Annotated in this window: 12 protein-coding genes; all 12 read left to right on the plus strand. The window is 45.2% G+C overall.

Features of this window, described 5'->3' with window-relative positions; all coding sequences use genetic code 11:
- Window positions 1-76: 76 nt before the first annotated feature.
- The 12 genes from ABN256_RS11155 (at window position 77) to ABN256_RS11210 (ending at window position 16,735) form a co-directional block, all read left to right on the plus strand.
- Entirely contained in the window at window positions 77-3,958 is a 3,882-nt protein-coding gene (locus ABN256_RS11155) for a hypothetical protein (RefSeq protein ID WP_064497048.1), read from the plus strand.
- Window positions 3,958-6,384 (plus strand): hypothetical protein, encoded by a 2,427-nt coding sequence (locus tag ABN256_RS11160; RefSeq protein ID WP_064497047.1) that lies wholly within the window; start codon window positions 3,958-3,960, stop codon window positions 6,382-6,384. The genes ABN256_RS11155 and ABN256_RS11160 overlap by 1 nt, the downstream gene beginning before the upstream one ends.
- A gap of 71 nt (window positions 6,385-6,455) precedes the next feature.
- Window positions 6,456-7,637, plus strand: a complete 1,182-nt coding sequence (locus tag ABN256_RS11165; RefSeq protein ID WP_047109294.1) for a DUF4268 domain-containing protein — start codon at window positions 6,456-6,458, stop codon at window positions 7,635-7,637.
- Window positions 7,638-7,793: 156 nt separating this feature from the next.
- Window positions 7,794-9,944: a MobH family relaxase gene (gene mobH, locus ABN256_RS11170; protein WP_064497046.1), complete on the plus strand. Its 2,151-nt coding sequence runs from the start codon at window positions 7,794-7,796 to the stop codon at window positions 9,942-9,944.
- Window positions 9,945-9,992: 48 nt separating this feature from the next.
- Complete coding sequence (traD, locus tag ABN256_RS11175) at window positions 9,993-11,813, plus strand: conjugative transfer system coupling protein TraD (RefSeq protein WP_064497045.1); 1,821 nt, start codon at window positions 9,993-9,995, stop codon at window positions 11,811-11,813.
- A 9-nt stretch (window positions 11,814-11,822) separates the two neighbouring features.
- The gene (locus ABN256_RS11180) at window positions 11,823-12,383 is read left to right on the plus strand and encodes a hypothetical protein (protein ID WP_064497044.1); all 561 of its coding nucleotides are present in this window, start codon (window positions 11,823-11,825) and stop codon (window positions 12,381-12,383) included.
- A complete protein-coding gene (locus tag ABN256_RS11185) occupies window positions 12,370-13,005 on the plus strand; it encodes an IncC plasmid conjugative DNA transfer DtrJ family protein (protein WP_064497043.1) in 636 nt (211 codons plus the stop codon). The genes ABN256_RS11180 and ABN256_RS11185 overlap by 14 nt, the downstream gene beginning before the upstream one ends.
- 38 nt (window positions 13,006-13,043) lie before the next feature.
- Window positions 13,044-13,715, plus strand: coding sequence for a hypothetical protein (locus ABN256_RS11190; protein WP_124724881.1), 672 nt, complete (start codon window positions 13,044-13,046; stop codon window positions 13,713-13,715).
- Window positions 13,708-14,814 carry a helix-turn-helix domain-containing protein gene (locus ABN256_RS11195; RefSeq protein ID WP_031500457.1) on the plus strand — a complete coding sequence of 369 codons (1,107 nt, stop codon included), beginning with the start codon at window positions 13,708-13,710 and terminating at the stop codon, window positions 14,812-14,814. Before ABN256_RS11190 ends, ABN256_RS11195 begins: the two co-directional genes overlap by 8 nt.
- A gap of 136 nt (window positions 14,815-14,950) precedes the next feature.
- Window positions 14,951-15,232 (plus strand): type IV conjugative transfer system protein TraL, encoded by a 282-nt coding sequence (traL, locus tag ABN256_RS11200; protein WP_000433891.1) that lies wholly within the window; start codon window positions 14,951-14,953, stop codon window positions 15,230-15,232.
- Entirely contained in the window at window positions 15,229-15,855 is a 627-nt protein-coding gene (locus tag ABN256_RS11205; RefSeq protein ID WP_064497042.1) for a TraE/TraK family type IV conjugative transfer system protein, read from the plus strand. The genes traL and ABN256_RS11205 overlap by 4 nt, the downstream gene beginning before the upstream one ends.
- Complete coding sequence (locus tag ABN256_RS11210; RefSeq protein WP_342639964.1) at window positions 15,836-16,735, plus strand: TraK domain-containing protein; 900 nt, start codon at window positions 15,836-15,838, stop codon at window positions 16,733-16,735. The genes ABN256_RS11205 and ABN256_RS11210 overlap by 20 nt, the downstream gene beginning before the upstream one ends.

Below are 16,735 nucleotides of genomic sequence, written 5' to 3' on the forward strand. Positions count from 1 at the left end.
TGTCGTCTCCAACCTTGTCGCCCCTTCTAAAAGAGGGGCGAAACTCAAAAGGAATATCAAGTTAACGAGGATTTAGATGAGTCAGCCAATACCGACTTCTTATAATCAAATCATTGCGCATACGATTGAACAGGCGCTTGCCCTATCGGTGAATGCAAAGAGCGAAAATGCTATTGCTGGCTTTTGTCAGTTACAAGGCCCAACAGGCGGGGGAAAAAGTAGTTCGCTTTATCGTAGCCCTGACGGGAAAATTCCAGCGAGCCTTGAATTTATAAAATCCAAAGGGTTGCAGGCCATATTGGTCACCCATCGCTGGAACATCCTGCATGACATTTATGAAAGTGCCACGAGTGCAAAAGACAGTTCAGGTAATCCACTGCTCGTTAGTATCCTTTATGCTCAGGATGAAACTGTTGTTAGTGCGGTTTCGCAACGGGCACTGCCACACGAACAAGGCGTTCAAAAGTCTGACTTGCCCGATCCTTATAAGGCCATTGAGGACATCCATGGTTTAGGAGTGTTTCGTTCTAATGCTGATAAAGAGGCTCTCGTTCGTGCTTGCCACAACGTTGCGGCCATTGCCCGTAATGTTGAGTACAAAAAGAAAAATCCTGATTCGATGGGCGTCTTACTCGAACGAGAAGAGCAGGAACTAAGAAAACTGTGTGGCTTTGTCGAGCGCACACTACTTGGGTGCATGTCGTCCTTAGAGAAGGCCGTGAAGTATGCCAGTAAGCACCATGGCAAGACGCATGAACTCACAGAGCAAGCAAAAGAAAAGCTTCGTTTATATAGAGAAAACAAATGGGTGCGTCGAATTTTCCCGGCGATTGCCTGGCACGATGATAAGCAACATTTGCTGGTGTTAACGACGCAGAAGCTGTTCGCTTCCTTTTACGACGGTAAACAGAAAGTCAGAATGTCGAGCGGCCAACTGGCCGGAAAGGTAGTATTTGTTGATGAGTTTGATTACCAAGCGGACATTCTACAGACATTACTTGCCCAGTCTCAAATGGTGCAAGAGCCGCCTGAGTGTATTGGTCAATTACTTGAAGGGGGCAAGCGTCTTTTAGCGCGAATGCAGTTTGTTACTGCTGAACCTATACCTGAGCTTTACAGTGAGCTGAAACAGCTTATTGCGGAGCTAGAGGAGGATTTGACCAGCAAAGGTGTCGATCTCAATCAGTCTAGGGCGCTGGTAATACCATTAAAGCAGTATGAATCCGGTGTCCCGTTCGAAAAGAAATATCTATTTCGCTCAGATCACTTAGTAACCAGTGAGCCTTTGCAGTTACAGCAAAAACCTCATGGCTTTGAAGTGAAAAGTTATGGGCAAAGCGATGAAGAATCCGTTGATGTCGGTGATTTTTTGCGTGTGATGGAGAAATATATCAGACGCTTCAGTTTGTTGTTGTCGCAGTTCGCAACCGATGAGTCCGAAGCCTATGAGTATCTCGTTCGGCTAAACCGATTGCTGTTTGATCCTGCGAATGACTATCGACCATCCTACTACAGCACAGCGTTACCCAGCTTATCGCTGTTCTCCTTGCCTCGCACTAGCTTGCCTGAGTTAGAAGCGCTGAGTAGTTCAAATCGATTACCCAATACTCAGACGAATATGTTTGGCCTAACAACTTGGCTGTTAACCACGGATGAAGCCGAAGCGGATATTGACCCGCTGAGGATCAAGATTAAACGCGCACTATTGCCGACAACGCCTGAAGGGTTAATGGTTTCGCTATCAAGTCGAAATCTTGTTTTTGCGCTATCCGCAACCTCTTATATCGAAAGGGGGATTGGTCATTTCGATATACGCTGGATTGAAAGCGCTTTGCGTTATGTGGCTCAGGCTCGCAGTCCACAATGTACCGAGAGTTTTTTGGGCGATAGCTTTGAGCAGCGCCCCGAAGATTGGTTTAAGAAGCCAATTCCGTATTTACAAACTGACGAGGATAAGCAGCTGCAAATGGCAGTGATCCGCTCGTTGGTTAAAGATAAATCTGAAAAGCGTCGCTCGACACTGAAAACCACGATCCACGACTTTGATGATGCTATCAATGCGCCAGTTTTTCAGGAAGCAAAACTGCATTTGAACGCTGCATTTTTTGAGGCTGAGCACTCAGATTACAAGTATGAATACCGGCAGTCTGTGTTATTTAAATTACTGCACGTTCTACATTTGGCAGCGAATGAGCCACAACATAAAGGACACCTGGCCTTTGTTAACTCAGTCAAATACCTTCGGAAGTGGTTGATAAGTGATACCGCTGAAAACAGTAGGATGAGCGCGGATTGGCTTGAAATGGAGCGTTTAACCACTGGCGTATTGTCTTCTTTTGACGATGTGTTTATTCCTTTAGCTGTCAACGGCAAGCCCATGATGATTTGCTTGCTCAATGCTGAAGCACAAAAGCGAGAAGGCTTTGAGCACGCCTATCAAGCGGCGTTCGACTCTGGCCGAACCGTGGTGGTAATGACACAAACTGCATCCGCTACCAATGGCATTAATTTGGACTACTCCTTGCCCAACTCTCAAGGACAGATGGATCTGACGTCACTGTTTATTATTGAAAGTAAGCACTTTTACTTTTCACCATGGGATAGCAATGACGCTGATGATGAAATGTCTCATGCTGGCTTTCAGCTCAGAAACTTAGAAAAATTAGTCAGACGTTCAGAGTTTTCACGCAAGCAGCAGCGGCAATTTATTATGCCGTTGATGAATAACTCAGTCGCTAAAATCCAGGATCTAAACAAGCTCTATAAAGGGACAAATGACTACGTTAAGAATCTTGCTGCTGACGTGCAGCAGCAAGTTGGTCGTATTGAACGTGCTTGGACGTATGTGCCCCATGTCGCCATTCATTTAAGCGATGATATAGCGGGTCATCTTCGCCACTACGGCCAATTAACCGTTTGTACTAACAACCGAAATTGGGTTTCAAACCTTAATAATCAGCTGATCGATGATCTTACTCATTCCGAAGATGCATCGGTTTCCAACTTTCTTACCTTGTTGAAAACGCGATCCCAAGATGGCTCTGCTGCGGTAGATATTATTGATAACAAGTTAGTTTCCGCTATCCGAGATGCACGACAAGGTAAGGGTTGTATCGAAGATATTTCAGGACTTTGGCATGAACTAGGCCGAGCTGTATTGCAGCATGATCTCCAATGGATGCCGCATAACAATACGTTTGGTATTACTGAGCCTTTGTATCGTTGGGCGTGCTTTGAACGGCCCAAAGAAGCAAAGGTTACTGGTGAAATATGGTACGACCCAAAAAGTTGGCAGTTCTTTGAAAAGCGTGCAGCGGGATTGATTAAGTATAACTCACAGACGCTTTATGAGGTTGTTAACCGGCAACCTGCTATTTCGGATTGGTTTAATCGCAAAGGTTTTCGAACGTCGTTTCAGCCGTTTGCCAATGATATTGAAGAGCAATTTGCGTTTCATCCCGTTGTTATTCAGAGAATTTTACAAGGGCGTATTGGTGAGGAAGGTATTCGCGCACTGCTGAATGACAAACAGCTAGTCACTAAACAAGACGTCTACAACCATGAGCTGTTTGAATTATATGATTTTGAGATAGCAAATGCGGATGTTTTTGTTGATGCTAAATTTTGGTCGATAGCTGCTCTGGAACAGTCAGATGAAGGCTTTGAGCAATGGCTTGCCTCTGGTAAACGTCCTGAATTTGCGCCTTTGGGATTAATTAAGAAGCTGGAGAAGATCCGTCAAATCCGTGGTGAAAACGCCATTTTGGTTATCGCGAATCTATTAACAGGTGAAGATTGTACCTTATCGGGCTTTTCTGAAATGTTGGAGCCAGTAAAAGTTGAGAATGCTTCAATCCTGTTTCTACCAGGTTGTTTGGTGAACGATGAGTATCAAATGACGTCTGGCTTTAAGTGGTTTTCGAAAATAGTTTGGCAGCGTATGAGGGAGCAAGGTTAATGGATAAAAATAAAGATTTGAGGAAGTTGCCGCTGTCTCATTTGGTTTATTTGAATAGCGAGGTTGATGCAGATAAAGCCAACAAATTTGTGGTTTATCACTATCCACTTCTCAATAACAACTATCAGTGGAAAGAGAAGAAAGCCTGGGAAGAACGTATCGATGCTGAACTAGACAGTCGGCAGTTTGCCTATTTAATGAAAAAAAATGGTAATCAGTTTGGTCTCTATGTGGCTTTACAAAGCTCAAGTGATATTCCTCCGTCTATTGTAGACGCTGAGTTGCAACCTATTACTCCCGTTCGAGTTGAATATTCACCGGTGTTAAATCCTGTGTGGATTCGACTAATGATGCGATCATTACGGGCTTTTGGCGGTCATTGTAAAGGCGCTTACAGTTTAGGTTGTCCGTTATTGAAAGTAGATAGCTGGGCTGGCGGTGTCAATGCGATCAGCCTAGATTGTAGAACTCAGCAGTTAAATGATGGTAATACCACTGAAATTGCTCTGTTCTATACCAATGTTCCATTAAGACCGTTATCTAATGATGATGATATAGATCGCATTAAGAAGCCTCTATGGGTCTATGACAAAAATAAGGTACTCGTCAGGTGGTATCCTGGCCATGAAAGAAAACCGAGAGGCACACTGTTTAAAGAAATTGGAAAGAGTAAAAATTCACGGAAACAGCGTCCGTTTCTGGATCTTTCTACACCAATCAGGTTTGAGCAAAGTTGGCCTATGGTGTTAAAACCAGTGCAAGATGCGTTTATCCTTTTTGCGCGTGACTATGGTTTTGAACTTTCAGCTAAAACGTTAAATCTCCAACCACTGCCGTTGAAAACAAAGCATAAGGCTAATAAGGCTAAGTCATCTTTCCCAAGCATCGAGTTATCCGGTGAAATCAAGGTTATAGACCTAAGAGTTAATGCCGTTGTTGCCTGTGAAGAAATCTTAGACTTATTTAAATCGCTAATTGCACAGAAAGGCGTCGATGTTTCGTGGGATTTACTAGACGGAATTGCGGCAAATGACTTTGAACGGATAAAGCTTGAACGTTCGGACCGTGTTTTGATTCTGCTAGATCAGGAAAAAGGTATAGAGGATGATCGTTATCCACTAACGAAGTCGTTAGTTGGACGGTGTGCAGTTCAACATATCAATGTTAATCCTCATGATGTAACGGGAGACCCTGTCGAAAAAGGGTTGTTAATCGAGTCAAAAAGAGACGATGACCCGATAAAGCTATACGTTGCGTCTGAGGGTGGATATTACACCTACAACTACGACTTATTAGATACCAAGGCATACAAAGAAGCGATTATTAGAAAGCTTGAAGTGGTTCTTAAAGAGTTAGAGATCAAACGTTTACTGATTGATTCTGATAGGGCTATTTCTCAAGTCTTGCCATTGCAACGCGCCTGTTTAAATGAATCAACCATTGTCATTACTGATGGTTATTTGTTTACGGTTTCAAACGACAGGCCGGTGTTGATCCCCTTCGACCCCACTGATTCTGGTATGACTTTGAAAATAAATGAGTACCTCGCCAATTTCGAAACATCCGTAGATGATTTGCTCACTTTGATGAATGAGAAGTGGCCCTATAGTTATCGTCAGAATGTCGTAATGGATTACTACGGTACTGAAGTTGATAAACAACGACGATTTGCGGCAAGAATTACGCTTGTTTTGAGTAAGGATAAGGATGCACAAGTATCAATCATGATGCAAGATCCATCTTACGATCAAACGAATGTATTGCCACTGGGTATGGAAGATGCGCTTTCGGATTTAACCAAGAAACAGAAGCCTTATCCGTTGACGGATTGGGTTCTGCCAGATAGTGAAGTATTGCTCAATATTGTCAAAGAGTTGAGTGATGATGGCGTGTTATCCAGCCAAAAGGCAACAATGCGATTTGAAAGTGAGTTACCCGAATTAGTTGAATTATGGCAAGAACAATTAGTTTCGCTTCATCAGCAAAATGAAACGAAGGTGACTTACTATCAGGTAAAAAAAGAGGTTATTCAGCGTTGGTTAGATAAGCGAGGAAAGAAAAAAGATACATCAATCAGCGGTAGTTTAGATACCTTGTTATCTCGATACTTTGATAAGCCTTTAAATGACATCAAACGCTGGATGAGTAACATACCGGGTATTCAACGCATATGGTACGACAAAGAAAAGGGATATTTTGTTGTCGGTGGATTAAGCTCTCCAAAAGCTCAGTTGATGAGACAGCCAAGTATCCGACAATGGCATACCTTGCAAGGTGAATTGGACATCGAATTACTTGCTGATTTGCTAGATGTTGATTGGGTTCGTATGAATCAGCTTGCGGGTAACCCCTGCGTCACAACATTAATCAAGCGATGGAAAGAGATAAATCCCGAGTCAGGAGATGCGATTTTGCTCAGTTGCTAAATGACTTTATTAAATAATTCTGTAAATGAAATTGAAGCGATAAAAAGTGCTAAGTAATAGGATAAATAAGCATGTTCACGGTAAATCATCAAACCAACAGGATTAGTCCTGTTAGGGCAAAGAAGTTCAGTGAGCTTGGCTTTTCTGAGCGAAAACACCTTCAGGAATGGTTGGCGCATGAGCCTTCTGCGCTGGGGGAAGAGTTATTAATTATTCAAAAGGAGTTCGATGGCTTTGATGATACCCGCGAACGCTTAGATTTACTTGCGCTAGATAAAGATGGCAACTTGGTCATCATTGAAAATAAACTGGATGACAGCGGTCGTGATGTGGTCTGGCAGGCACTTAAATATGCCTCTTATTGCGCCAGTTTGACCAAGGCGCAAATAGTTGAAATCTACCAGCAGTACTTGGACCGCTATCAACCTGTAACACGAGAAGTTGACCCATTAAATGTCCCCCAAGTTGCTGAACTTAATGCCAGTCAAAGAATTTGCGAATTTCTGGATGCGCCAGATCTGGATGAGGTCAAGCTCAATCTAGGTAACAGCCAGCGTATTATGTTAGTTGCGGCAAACTTTCGCAAAGAAGTGACCAGTACTGCACTTTGGCTATTGGGGCAAGGTATTAGTATTGCATGCTTTAAAATTACCCCTTATTCGTTGGGTGAGCAGCTACTTATCAATATTGACCAGATCATCCCCACGCCCGAAGCGAAGGAGCTGATGATCGGTATTAATGCCAAAGAAGCGGAAGAAAAAACGACCGAAGTGGTACTGAAAAACCGTCATACGGTGCGTCGCGAATACTGGGAGCGAGCTTTAGAGGCGTTTCAGAAAAGTCCGTGCCAGCTCTACAACAACATTAGCCCGAGTAAAGATCATTGGCTATCAGCCGGTTCTGGACTGAGTGGTTGTCCGTATAACCTAATTTTTCTGCAAAAAGAGCTTAGAGTTGAGCTTTGGATTAGCCGTGGGATTACCGAAGAGAATAAATATCTCTTTGATTCCTTGCTTGAGTCCAAACAGGAAATTGAACAAGTATTTGGTGCGGAGCTTGAATGGATGAGATTGGATGAAAAGAAATCTTGTCGTATTCAGTTTTCGACCAAAGCTGATGGCTTCAATAAAGATACGTGGCCCAAAGCGGTTGCGTGGCACTTAGAGCAGATGACTAAGTTAGAAAAAGCTTTAAAAGGGCCGCTGCAAAAAGCGGCTGAAGCGCTAAAAAACAAACCGGCAGAGGTATCCTGATTCCCGTAACCTGAATTTTAGTATTTCAACACGCTTATTTTATCGGGTTCAAAAAGACCTAAATACATTGTCTGCACATTTAGGTATTAAATCTTTGAATCTAATTAACCAGCAACGCCAGATTGAACCTTCACACTATCGTGTCGGAGGTCCACTATGTTCAAAAACCTATTTTTTCAAGCCAAAGCACTACCAGAACTGTCATCGCAACTGGATGCAGAAATTCCACGCTACCCGCCATTCCTGAAGGGGTTGCCAGCTGCGTCACCCGAGGATTTGCAGTCCACACAAGACGAGCTAATTGCCAAACTGCGCCAGGTACTTGGCTTTAACCAGCGTGATTTTCAACGTCTGATTCAGCCCTGCATTGACCATCTTGCTGCTTATGTTCATTTGTTGCCAGCTTCTGAGCATCATCATCACAGTGGTGCTGGCGGTTTATTACGTCATTCGTTGGAAGTTGCTTTCTGGGCGGCACAAGCAGCTGAAGGGATCATCTTTGTTGCCAGTGGCACTCCAGTTGAGAAAAAAGAGCTAGAGCCAAGGTGGCGTGTTGCGGCGGCTCTTGGCGGTTTGTTCCATGATATTGGTAAGCCCGTTTCAGACTTGTCCATCACGGATGAAGATGGACGCTATCAATGGAACCCTTTTTTAGAAACCTTATCCCAGTGGACCAGTAACAACAGCATTGAACGCTATTTTATTCGCTGGCGCGACGGACGGTGCAAGCGGCACGAGCAATTTTCAATTTTGGTATTAAACCGGGTGATGACACCTGAGTTGCTCGCCTGGTTAACCCAGCCGGGCCCTGAAATTTTGCAAGCCATGCTAGAGGCAATTGGCAATACCGATCCCGAGCATGTCCTGTCTAAATTGGTTATTGAAGCTGACCAAACCAGTGTCCAGCGAGACCTGAAAGCTCAACGAATTTCCGTTGACGACAATGCCCTTGGTGTCCCAGTTGAACGCTATCTTCTTGATGCCATGAGGCGATTACTTGCCAGTTCGCAATGGCTGGTCAATCAGCGAGATGCCAGAGTTTGGATCCGAAAATCGAATCAATCAACCCATCTTTACCTGGTTTGGAAAAGCGCGGCTAAGGACATCATTGAGCTGTTGGCCAAAGACAAGATACCTGGCATTCCAAGAGATCCCGATACCCTTGCGGACATCCTTATTGAGCGAGGATTGGCCACTAAATCCGCCTCGAATGAGCGATATGAAAGCCTTGCCCCGGAAGTGCTGATCAAAGACGACAAGCCAATCTGGTTAGCTATGCTACATATAGTTGAGGCCGATTTATTGTTCAGCTCGAATGTACCAAGTAGCGTGAGACTGTTTAGCAAATCTGAGTGGGAAGCAACACCGCAAACACAAGCAGAGCCACAGAGTCGCTCCAGTGAGCAGCCAGGCTTGCCTGACGCGTCATCATCAATCGAACACGGCAATTCGTCTGAGTCGCCATCGACAAAATCGTCCGACCAAGATGATGAACTTCGTCTTGCTAGTGATGTTAATAACCCCCAGGCAAATGAAAATGCTCCAGGTGATGGATGTGAAAACCCTAACAACTCATATGATGGCGCTATCTCAAATAACGTAAACCAGCACGATGCAGAAGCATTTAATCTGCCTGAATCTTTGGCATGGCTCCCAGAGGCCAGTAGTGCGTTGGTTATGGTTGATGAACAGATAATGATCCGCTATCCCGATGCCGTAAGACATTGGTGTGCTCCCCGAAAACTACTTGCTGAACTCAGTCGATTAGATTGGCTTGAACTAGATCCGGCAAACCCGACGCGTAAAGCCAGAACTGTGACTACGAAAGATGGCGTTCAGGAGCAAGGGTTGCTGTTGAAAGTATCGATTTCTAAAGGGCTAACTGCACTGATAGACCTTCCCAAACAAGACGCAGAACCGGCGGCAGCAATTCAGAACGAAGAGGCTTTACAGCGTCCGAGTCGAACTAAGACAACTAATGCCCAAGCAAAAGAGCCCGCCACAAGAGCGGAGCGTAAGCAAAAGCCGATTGGGCCCAATGCGAACTCAAGTACAGACCCCAAACACGCGCAGCGGCAACAGATGGTTAATTTTGTGAAAGATTTGCCCATCTTACTGACCGATGGCGATTACCCATACGTGGATCATAGTGCCGATGGTATTCGCGTCACAATTCAAACCTTACGCCAAGTCGCCAAGGAGCATGGCATTCCAGCCGGGCAATTGCTTCGGGGGATCTCGGCCAGTGACGAATGCCAGTTTGATGAGGGGGAAACGGTTCTGTTTACCGCTCGCGCTGAACGTTAATCCATTTGAAATTAATCGGATTGCAAACGGTTATTTTGCGGAGCATGAATGAAAGAAAACGCATACGAAATGCCCTGGCGCACGAACTATGAAGCCATGGCAGCAGCAGGTTGGCTGGTTGGGGCAACTGGGGCGATTGCCGCAGAAATGCTGACTGAGCTACCACCTGAGCCATTTTGGTGGATGACAGGGATTTCCTCGGGCATGGCGTTGTACCGCCTTCCTGAGGCTTATCTCCTTTATAAGTTGCAGATGGGGCTAAAAGGCAAACCATTGGCATTTATGGAGCTGTCGCATTTGCAAAAGGTGATGGCAAAACATCCTGATGAATTGTGGTTAGGGTATGGCTTTGAGTGGGATCAACGTCATGCTCAACGCGCTTATGAAATATTAAAGCGGGATAAGCAAACCTTGCTTAACCAAGGTCACGGCAAACAAATGGGTTCGACCTGGATTCATGGTGTTGAGCCCAAAGAAGAAGATGTGTACCAGCCAGTTGGTCACACTGAAGGGCACACCTTAATTGTCGGCACGACCGGTGCCGGGAAAACCCGATGCTTTGATGCGATGATCACTCAGGCCATTTTGCGTAATGAAGCCGTGATTATTATTGACCCTAAGGGAGACAAGGAACTTAAGGATAATGCGCAGCGAGCTTGTATTGCCGCCGGTAGTCCTGAGCGCTTTGTGTATTTTCATCCGGGTTTTCCAGAGCATTCGGTACGGCTTAATCCCCTTAGAAACTTTAACCGGGGTACTGAAATCGCCAGCCGAATTGCGGCATTAATACCATCTGAAACCGGTGCTGATCCATTTAAAGCTTTTGGCCAAATGGCACTGAATAACATCGTGCAAGGTTTGTTGCTTACTTCACAGCGTCCTGATCTGAAAACACTGAGACGATTCTTGGAAGGTGGCCCAGAAGGCTTGGTAGTAAAAGCCGTCACGGCCTGGGGGGAGCAGGTGTATCCGAACTTTAGTGTGGAGATCAAGCGCTTTACCGAAAAGACCAACACCTTGGCTAAACAAGCCATGGCGATGCTGCTTTTCTACTACGAACGCATTCAGCCCATTGCCGCCAATACCGATTTAGAGGGGCTATTGAGTATGTTTGAGCATGACAGAACCCACTATTCCAAGATGGTGGCCTCATTGATGCCGGTACTCAATATGCTCACTTCAAGTGAACTAGGCCCATTGCTATCACCGATTGCAAACGATGTGGATGACAGCCGGTTAATTACGGATTCTGGCCGTATTATCAACAATGCCCAAGTGGCGTATATCGGCTTGGATTCATTAACCGACGCCATGGTTGGCAGCGCCATTGGTTCGTTGCTTTTATCCGATCTCACCGCCGTGGCTGGTGACCGCTATAACTATGGTGTTGATAATCGTCCCGTAAATATCTTCATCGATGAGGCGGCTGAAGTTGTCAACGATCCCTTCATTCAACTGCTCAACAAAGGCCGTGGCGCAAAAATGCGTTGTGTGATTGCTACTCAGACCTTTGCTGACTTTGCCGCTCGTACAGGCAGTGAAGCTAAGGCTCGCCAGGTGTTAGGTAACATCAACAACCTGATAGCTCTTCGGGTGATGGATGCCGAAACACAGCAGTACATTACCGACAATCTGCCTAAGACTCGGTTGCAGTACATCATGCAAACTCAAGGTATGTCGTCCAACTCGGACAGCCCCGCGTTGTTTACCGGCAATCATGGCGAACGCTTGATGGAGGAAGAAGGCGATATGTTTCCACCGCAGTTATTAGGCCAGCTACCTAACCTGGAGTACATCGCCAAGCTTTCAGGTGGCCGTGTGATCAAAGGTCGCATTCCTATTTTAACCAGCTCTACACAGGCAGCATAAGGAGTCTGTATGCATCATTCTGTTTGTCTGAAAATGACAACACTTACCAGTCAAGAAATGCTCGCTCAGTGGCAGCAACATAACCCCCAGTTCAAGGAAACCATAAGACTACTTGAAACCGACTGGCCTCATGCTTTGGCTTCAGTGCACTGTTTGGCGGACTACTTAACGGATGCGTTCACGTTAGATGGCCATTCCATCTTTGATTTGTGTCTGTGCAATGGCTTGGGTAGTTATGAAGAAGTCAGTTGTGATGATGACAGTGTACGACTGTGGCATTTCATTGAGGCGCTGACCTGGACTGCCGCCAGTGCTTTAACTGGGATTCGCCTGCGTGATCCTGACCATTTCGAGTGGGCCGCCGTGGATGGTGTGTATTTCTACTCCTGGATTCGTAATCGTCCAAATCGGATGGCGTATTTGGCTGAAGGACGCATCGATGTGCGTTATGTCAGTGGCCATACGACGACAAAGCGGCTTCAACAAGTGATTAAAGCCCGGATTATGACGCCAACCGTTGCAGCCATGCTGGCGCGAGTAGAAGAGGAAGTTTGGCATGAGCAAGCATAAGTCGGTTTGGCTGCTGTGTCTGGCGCTGATGCTGGAGATTATTGCCATTGGCGTGTTAGTGCCCGGTGATTGGACTGGCCGGGTTATTAGTAAAGAGAAACAGATGATCCAAAATCAATTGGGCGCACAAACAAGCTATTGGATTGGTCAAACTAGCCATGGCTGGTATCAGTCATGGATTGTGGATACGCAGATGGAGCAATCTGTGCGTGATTTTCTAATCCCCACTGAAGAGCAACGACAGCGTTCTAAAGGGATGGAGAACATGGGAGGCTTTTGGTTTGTGTGGGTAGAAGACCGTATTCAGGCATTTTTTGATGTGTTGTACCAAGTGTTTACTCGATTTGCTTTACTGATGGTCTGGTTGCCCTTTGCGCTTATTCTCATGTTACCGGCGCTGTGGGACGGCTTGATGACCTGGAAGATTAAGAAGACAACCTTTGATTTTTCGAGCCCAATCATTCACCGCTACAGCATGATTATCCTGGGCTCAGGTGTCATTTTGCTGTTTATGGGATTGTTCGCCCCGCTGGCTATTCCACCGGTGGTGTTGCCGTCGCTGATCATCGGTTTGGCATTGATGGCGGGGTTGGCGTTAAGTCACTTGCAGAAGAAGATTTAGTTTACATTTTAATCTCAGGTTAACAAGTTGGTGGCAGGTTGACAAATTTTAAAATTAGCATATTATTGTCCATGGTATCTAATCCTATTGCTTTACTACCTGAGGTAACAAATTTGAACACACCGATGACACTAAACCCTAATTTTAAAGAAAGTCAGCTGATTGAAGTTGCTCAACTTTTAGCAGATGTTCGAGCAGAAGTTGTAGATTTACACAACAGAGATTTGGGTGACACCAATAAATCATTGGGCATAAGGTCCTACGAGTGTTGTTGTACACATTTAGTAAGGAAGTCACTTGAAGTTGATTGGCTTAAGATACTGACCCCGAAAGGGAGGTTTACGTTTAGTATCGCTGACGTTCCAGTTCGTTTCTGGAAAGGTCAGCCTGACAAACTCCCATCAGGGAAACTGATACGTTCCCATGAAGCTATGATGCAAATGGAGTTATTTTCAACACAAGATAGTCCGTCAGAGATCATTTGGTTTTTTGTTCTGAGCACTGATCAAACTAAATGTGTAGATCGCGCCTTTTTCGTTGGTTATAGCGATGTTGGTGAAATTGTAGTCAACTGGGAAGTGCCAATGAATTCTAAGGTTACGTTAATAACAGATACTGATGAGAATGTTTCTCATGGTGTTGAACTTGAATCGGCTGTTTCTAAAATCAAAATTAAGAAAAAGTCGAAAAATGCAGTAAATCATGAATAACGAATTTTTTGGTGAAAAACTAAGACTGGCGAGATTGATGGCCGGAATTACTCAACAAGAACTTGGTGAGTTAGTTGCGGTCAGTCGTCAGTTTATACATCAGCTTGAAGCAGGTGTTAAACCACCTGCTGAAGACCTGCTTTTGGCATTGGCTGAAGTATTAAAAGTGAAAAGTGATTTCTTTTTTAAGAAACCACAAAATGATGTTAAGTATGAGCAATGCCACTTTCGCAAGCGCAAAACAACACCAGTTGGACTTGCAAATCGAGTATTGGCTCTCGGCACCATTTTTGAACTATTAGTTGAGATTATTGAAGATCATCTTGAGTTGCCTGTTGCCAATTTTATTGATTTTGAAGAATCAGATCTGAGTGCGGAGGCTATCGAAAGAGCTGCGGAGCAATGTCGTATTAACTGGGGTTTGGGTTTGGATGCACCAGTTACAAACATGGTAAGAGTACTGGAGAATAATGGCGCTGTAATCACTTGCTTTGATGGTGTTTCAGATAAAGTTGATGCGTTATCAATGAATCGAAAAAGACCCATCATAGTAAGAAATAATGCGAAGGAAAGCTGCTGTAGAATGCGCTTTGATTTGGCGCATGAATGTGGCCATTTGGTTTTGCATCAAGGTGTAGAAACTGGGTGTGCTAAAACAGAGAGAGAAGCTGATGCTTTTGCAAGTGCGTTTCTTTTTCCACGTAAGGCTTTTCTGAAAGAGTTTCCTCAATGTGTGGGACCAGTTCGAATCAGGTGGGAGAAAATCTTTGCATTGAAACTTAGATGGCGTGTTAGTGCGAGAGCAATAATTTATCGAGCTAATTATCTTGGGTTAATTTCGTCGCAACAGTACAGAACCGCCAATGTTTATTTGAATAAATCGGGTCAATCGAAAACAGAAGACTTAGATGATCAAATACCAATGGAACAGCCAGAGCTTTTATCAGCTGCAATAGATCAGCTTAACGAGCATTTGGGTATTTCGATTTTTGATATTGCAAACGATTTAGGTGTTTCAGAGCAGATAGTTGCTCAGTTAACCAGTTACGATTTGACTAAGCAAATCAATAAGTCAAATGTCAGAAATATCAATTTCTAAGACAACCACCTCCCTAAAACAGATGAACTAGCGCTCGGTAGTTCAAAACCTTCAAGAATTCGATATCTACCTGACCACAGCCCTGAGTTATTTCGGGGCATTCTTCACTTCTCAATTCAAACAACGAGGAGTGACTATGGAACCTGTGAGTATTCCGTCCTATATCGATGACCCGCCGCACTTCCTGCTTTGGAGTGCCGATGAGATGGCTCCCATTCTGTTGGGGCTAGTGATCGGCATTTTTACCGGTAATGCCTTGGTTTTATGCCTGTTGGGGTTGGTGACAACCAAGCTCTATCGGCGTTTTCGTGATGGTCGCCCTGATGGTTTTATTCTTCACGCCATCTACTGGGCTGGACTGTTGCCAACCAAAGCCAAGACGATCCCTAACCCATTTATCAGGAGCTATCTGCCGTGAAGTTCGACGTGTTTTTAAAATCATGGCAAGGCACGCAATTAGAGAACCGATGGCAGCGGTTCCTGATTGCAGTGCTGGTGCTATCTAATTTGCTGCTTGCGGTAGCGGCATTTTCTCGCAATACCGTGGTAGCTATTCAACCACCAACCTTGTCTGAAACGGCTGAAGTGTCACGAAACCAAGCCACTCAACCTTACCTTGAATCCTGGGGACTCTACCTGGCTGAGCTTATGGGCAACGTGACGCCGGGTAATGTGTCTTTCATCCGGGTTGCCATTGAGCCGCTACTTTCTCCAGCGGTGTACCAGCAAGTGGTCGATGCACTGGAGATTCAGGCAAGACAAATCCGCGAAGACCGAGTCACGCTCAAATTCCAACCCAGACAAGTGGAGTATGAGTATGAAACCGGCCATATCTTTGTGACCGGTTATTCCTTGGTCTCTGGACCATCTGGAGATGAGCAGCGCCAAACTCGCACCTATGAGTTTGATATCGATATTGAGCAATACCGTCCAAAACTTAGCTGGATGGATACGTATGAGGGGCAAGCTAGAACGAAGCGCGTTCGTGAAAAGTTGACCCAAGAGCAAAACCGGAGGGTGAATGATGCGAACCAAAATTAGTCGATGGATGACACCAAGCTTAATCGCAATGAGCTTAAGTGGCGTCCTATTATCTCAAGCGTCGTATGCGGACGTGGAATTGCCGATTGTGCCAGCCAGTGTGATGAAGCAGTCTGCTACTGCAAATCCATCGGTTCAAAGCAATACGGTTGCAACGGATGCGCCAACAACGCTACTAATGACACCGGGAGTCAATGAACTGATCCCTGTGGCACTTGGCCATCTGAACCGGATTGTGACGCCGTTTGAATCGCCTCAGGTGAGAACAACCAGTGATGCTCAGACGCAAATCAAGGGGAATGTAGTATATGTGGCCACGGACAAAGAATCACCGGTTTCACTTTACATCACTCCGACTGGTCAGGAAGCGCCTGCGTTATCTGTCACCTTAGTACCTCGTCGTATTCCACCGCGTGAAATCACCTTAGCTATTGATGGTCAGCAGTGGCCCATTAAGGGCGTCGTGAACCGAAAAGCCGCCACTTGGGAAACGGCTCAGCCATACGTCGATAGCTTACGTGATTTACTCAGACGCCTTGCACTAAATGAGTTACCACAAGGCTATGACATCCGTTTAGCTGGCCAAACTGACACAAGCCCGAAATGTTTTCAGCCGGGCTTAAAGTTTGGTTTTAAGCAGGGGCAAATTGTGACGGGACATTACTTCACCGTCTATGTAGGACTGGTTGAAAGCTTTGCCGATGAGCCGATAGAAGCCAGTGAAATAGCCTGTCATGCACCAGATATAGTGGCAAGCGCCTACTGGCCTCGCAATATCTTGTTGCTGGGTGAAAAGACTGAGTTGTATGTGGTTGTTCGCAATCATCGTGAAGAAGCGTTGGAAAGTCAGCGACCTTCGCTTCTTGTGGGAGGTGAATAA

It is taken from the genome of Proteus sp. fly-1008, assembly GCF_040140305.1.
Lineage (GTDB): Bacteria > Pseudomonadota > Gammaproteobacteria > Enterobacterales > Enterobacteriaceae > Proteus > Proteus vulgaris_B.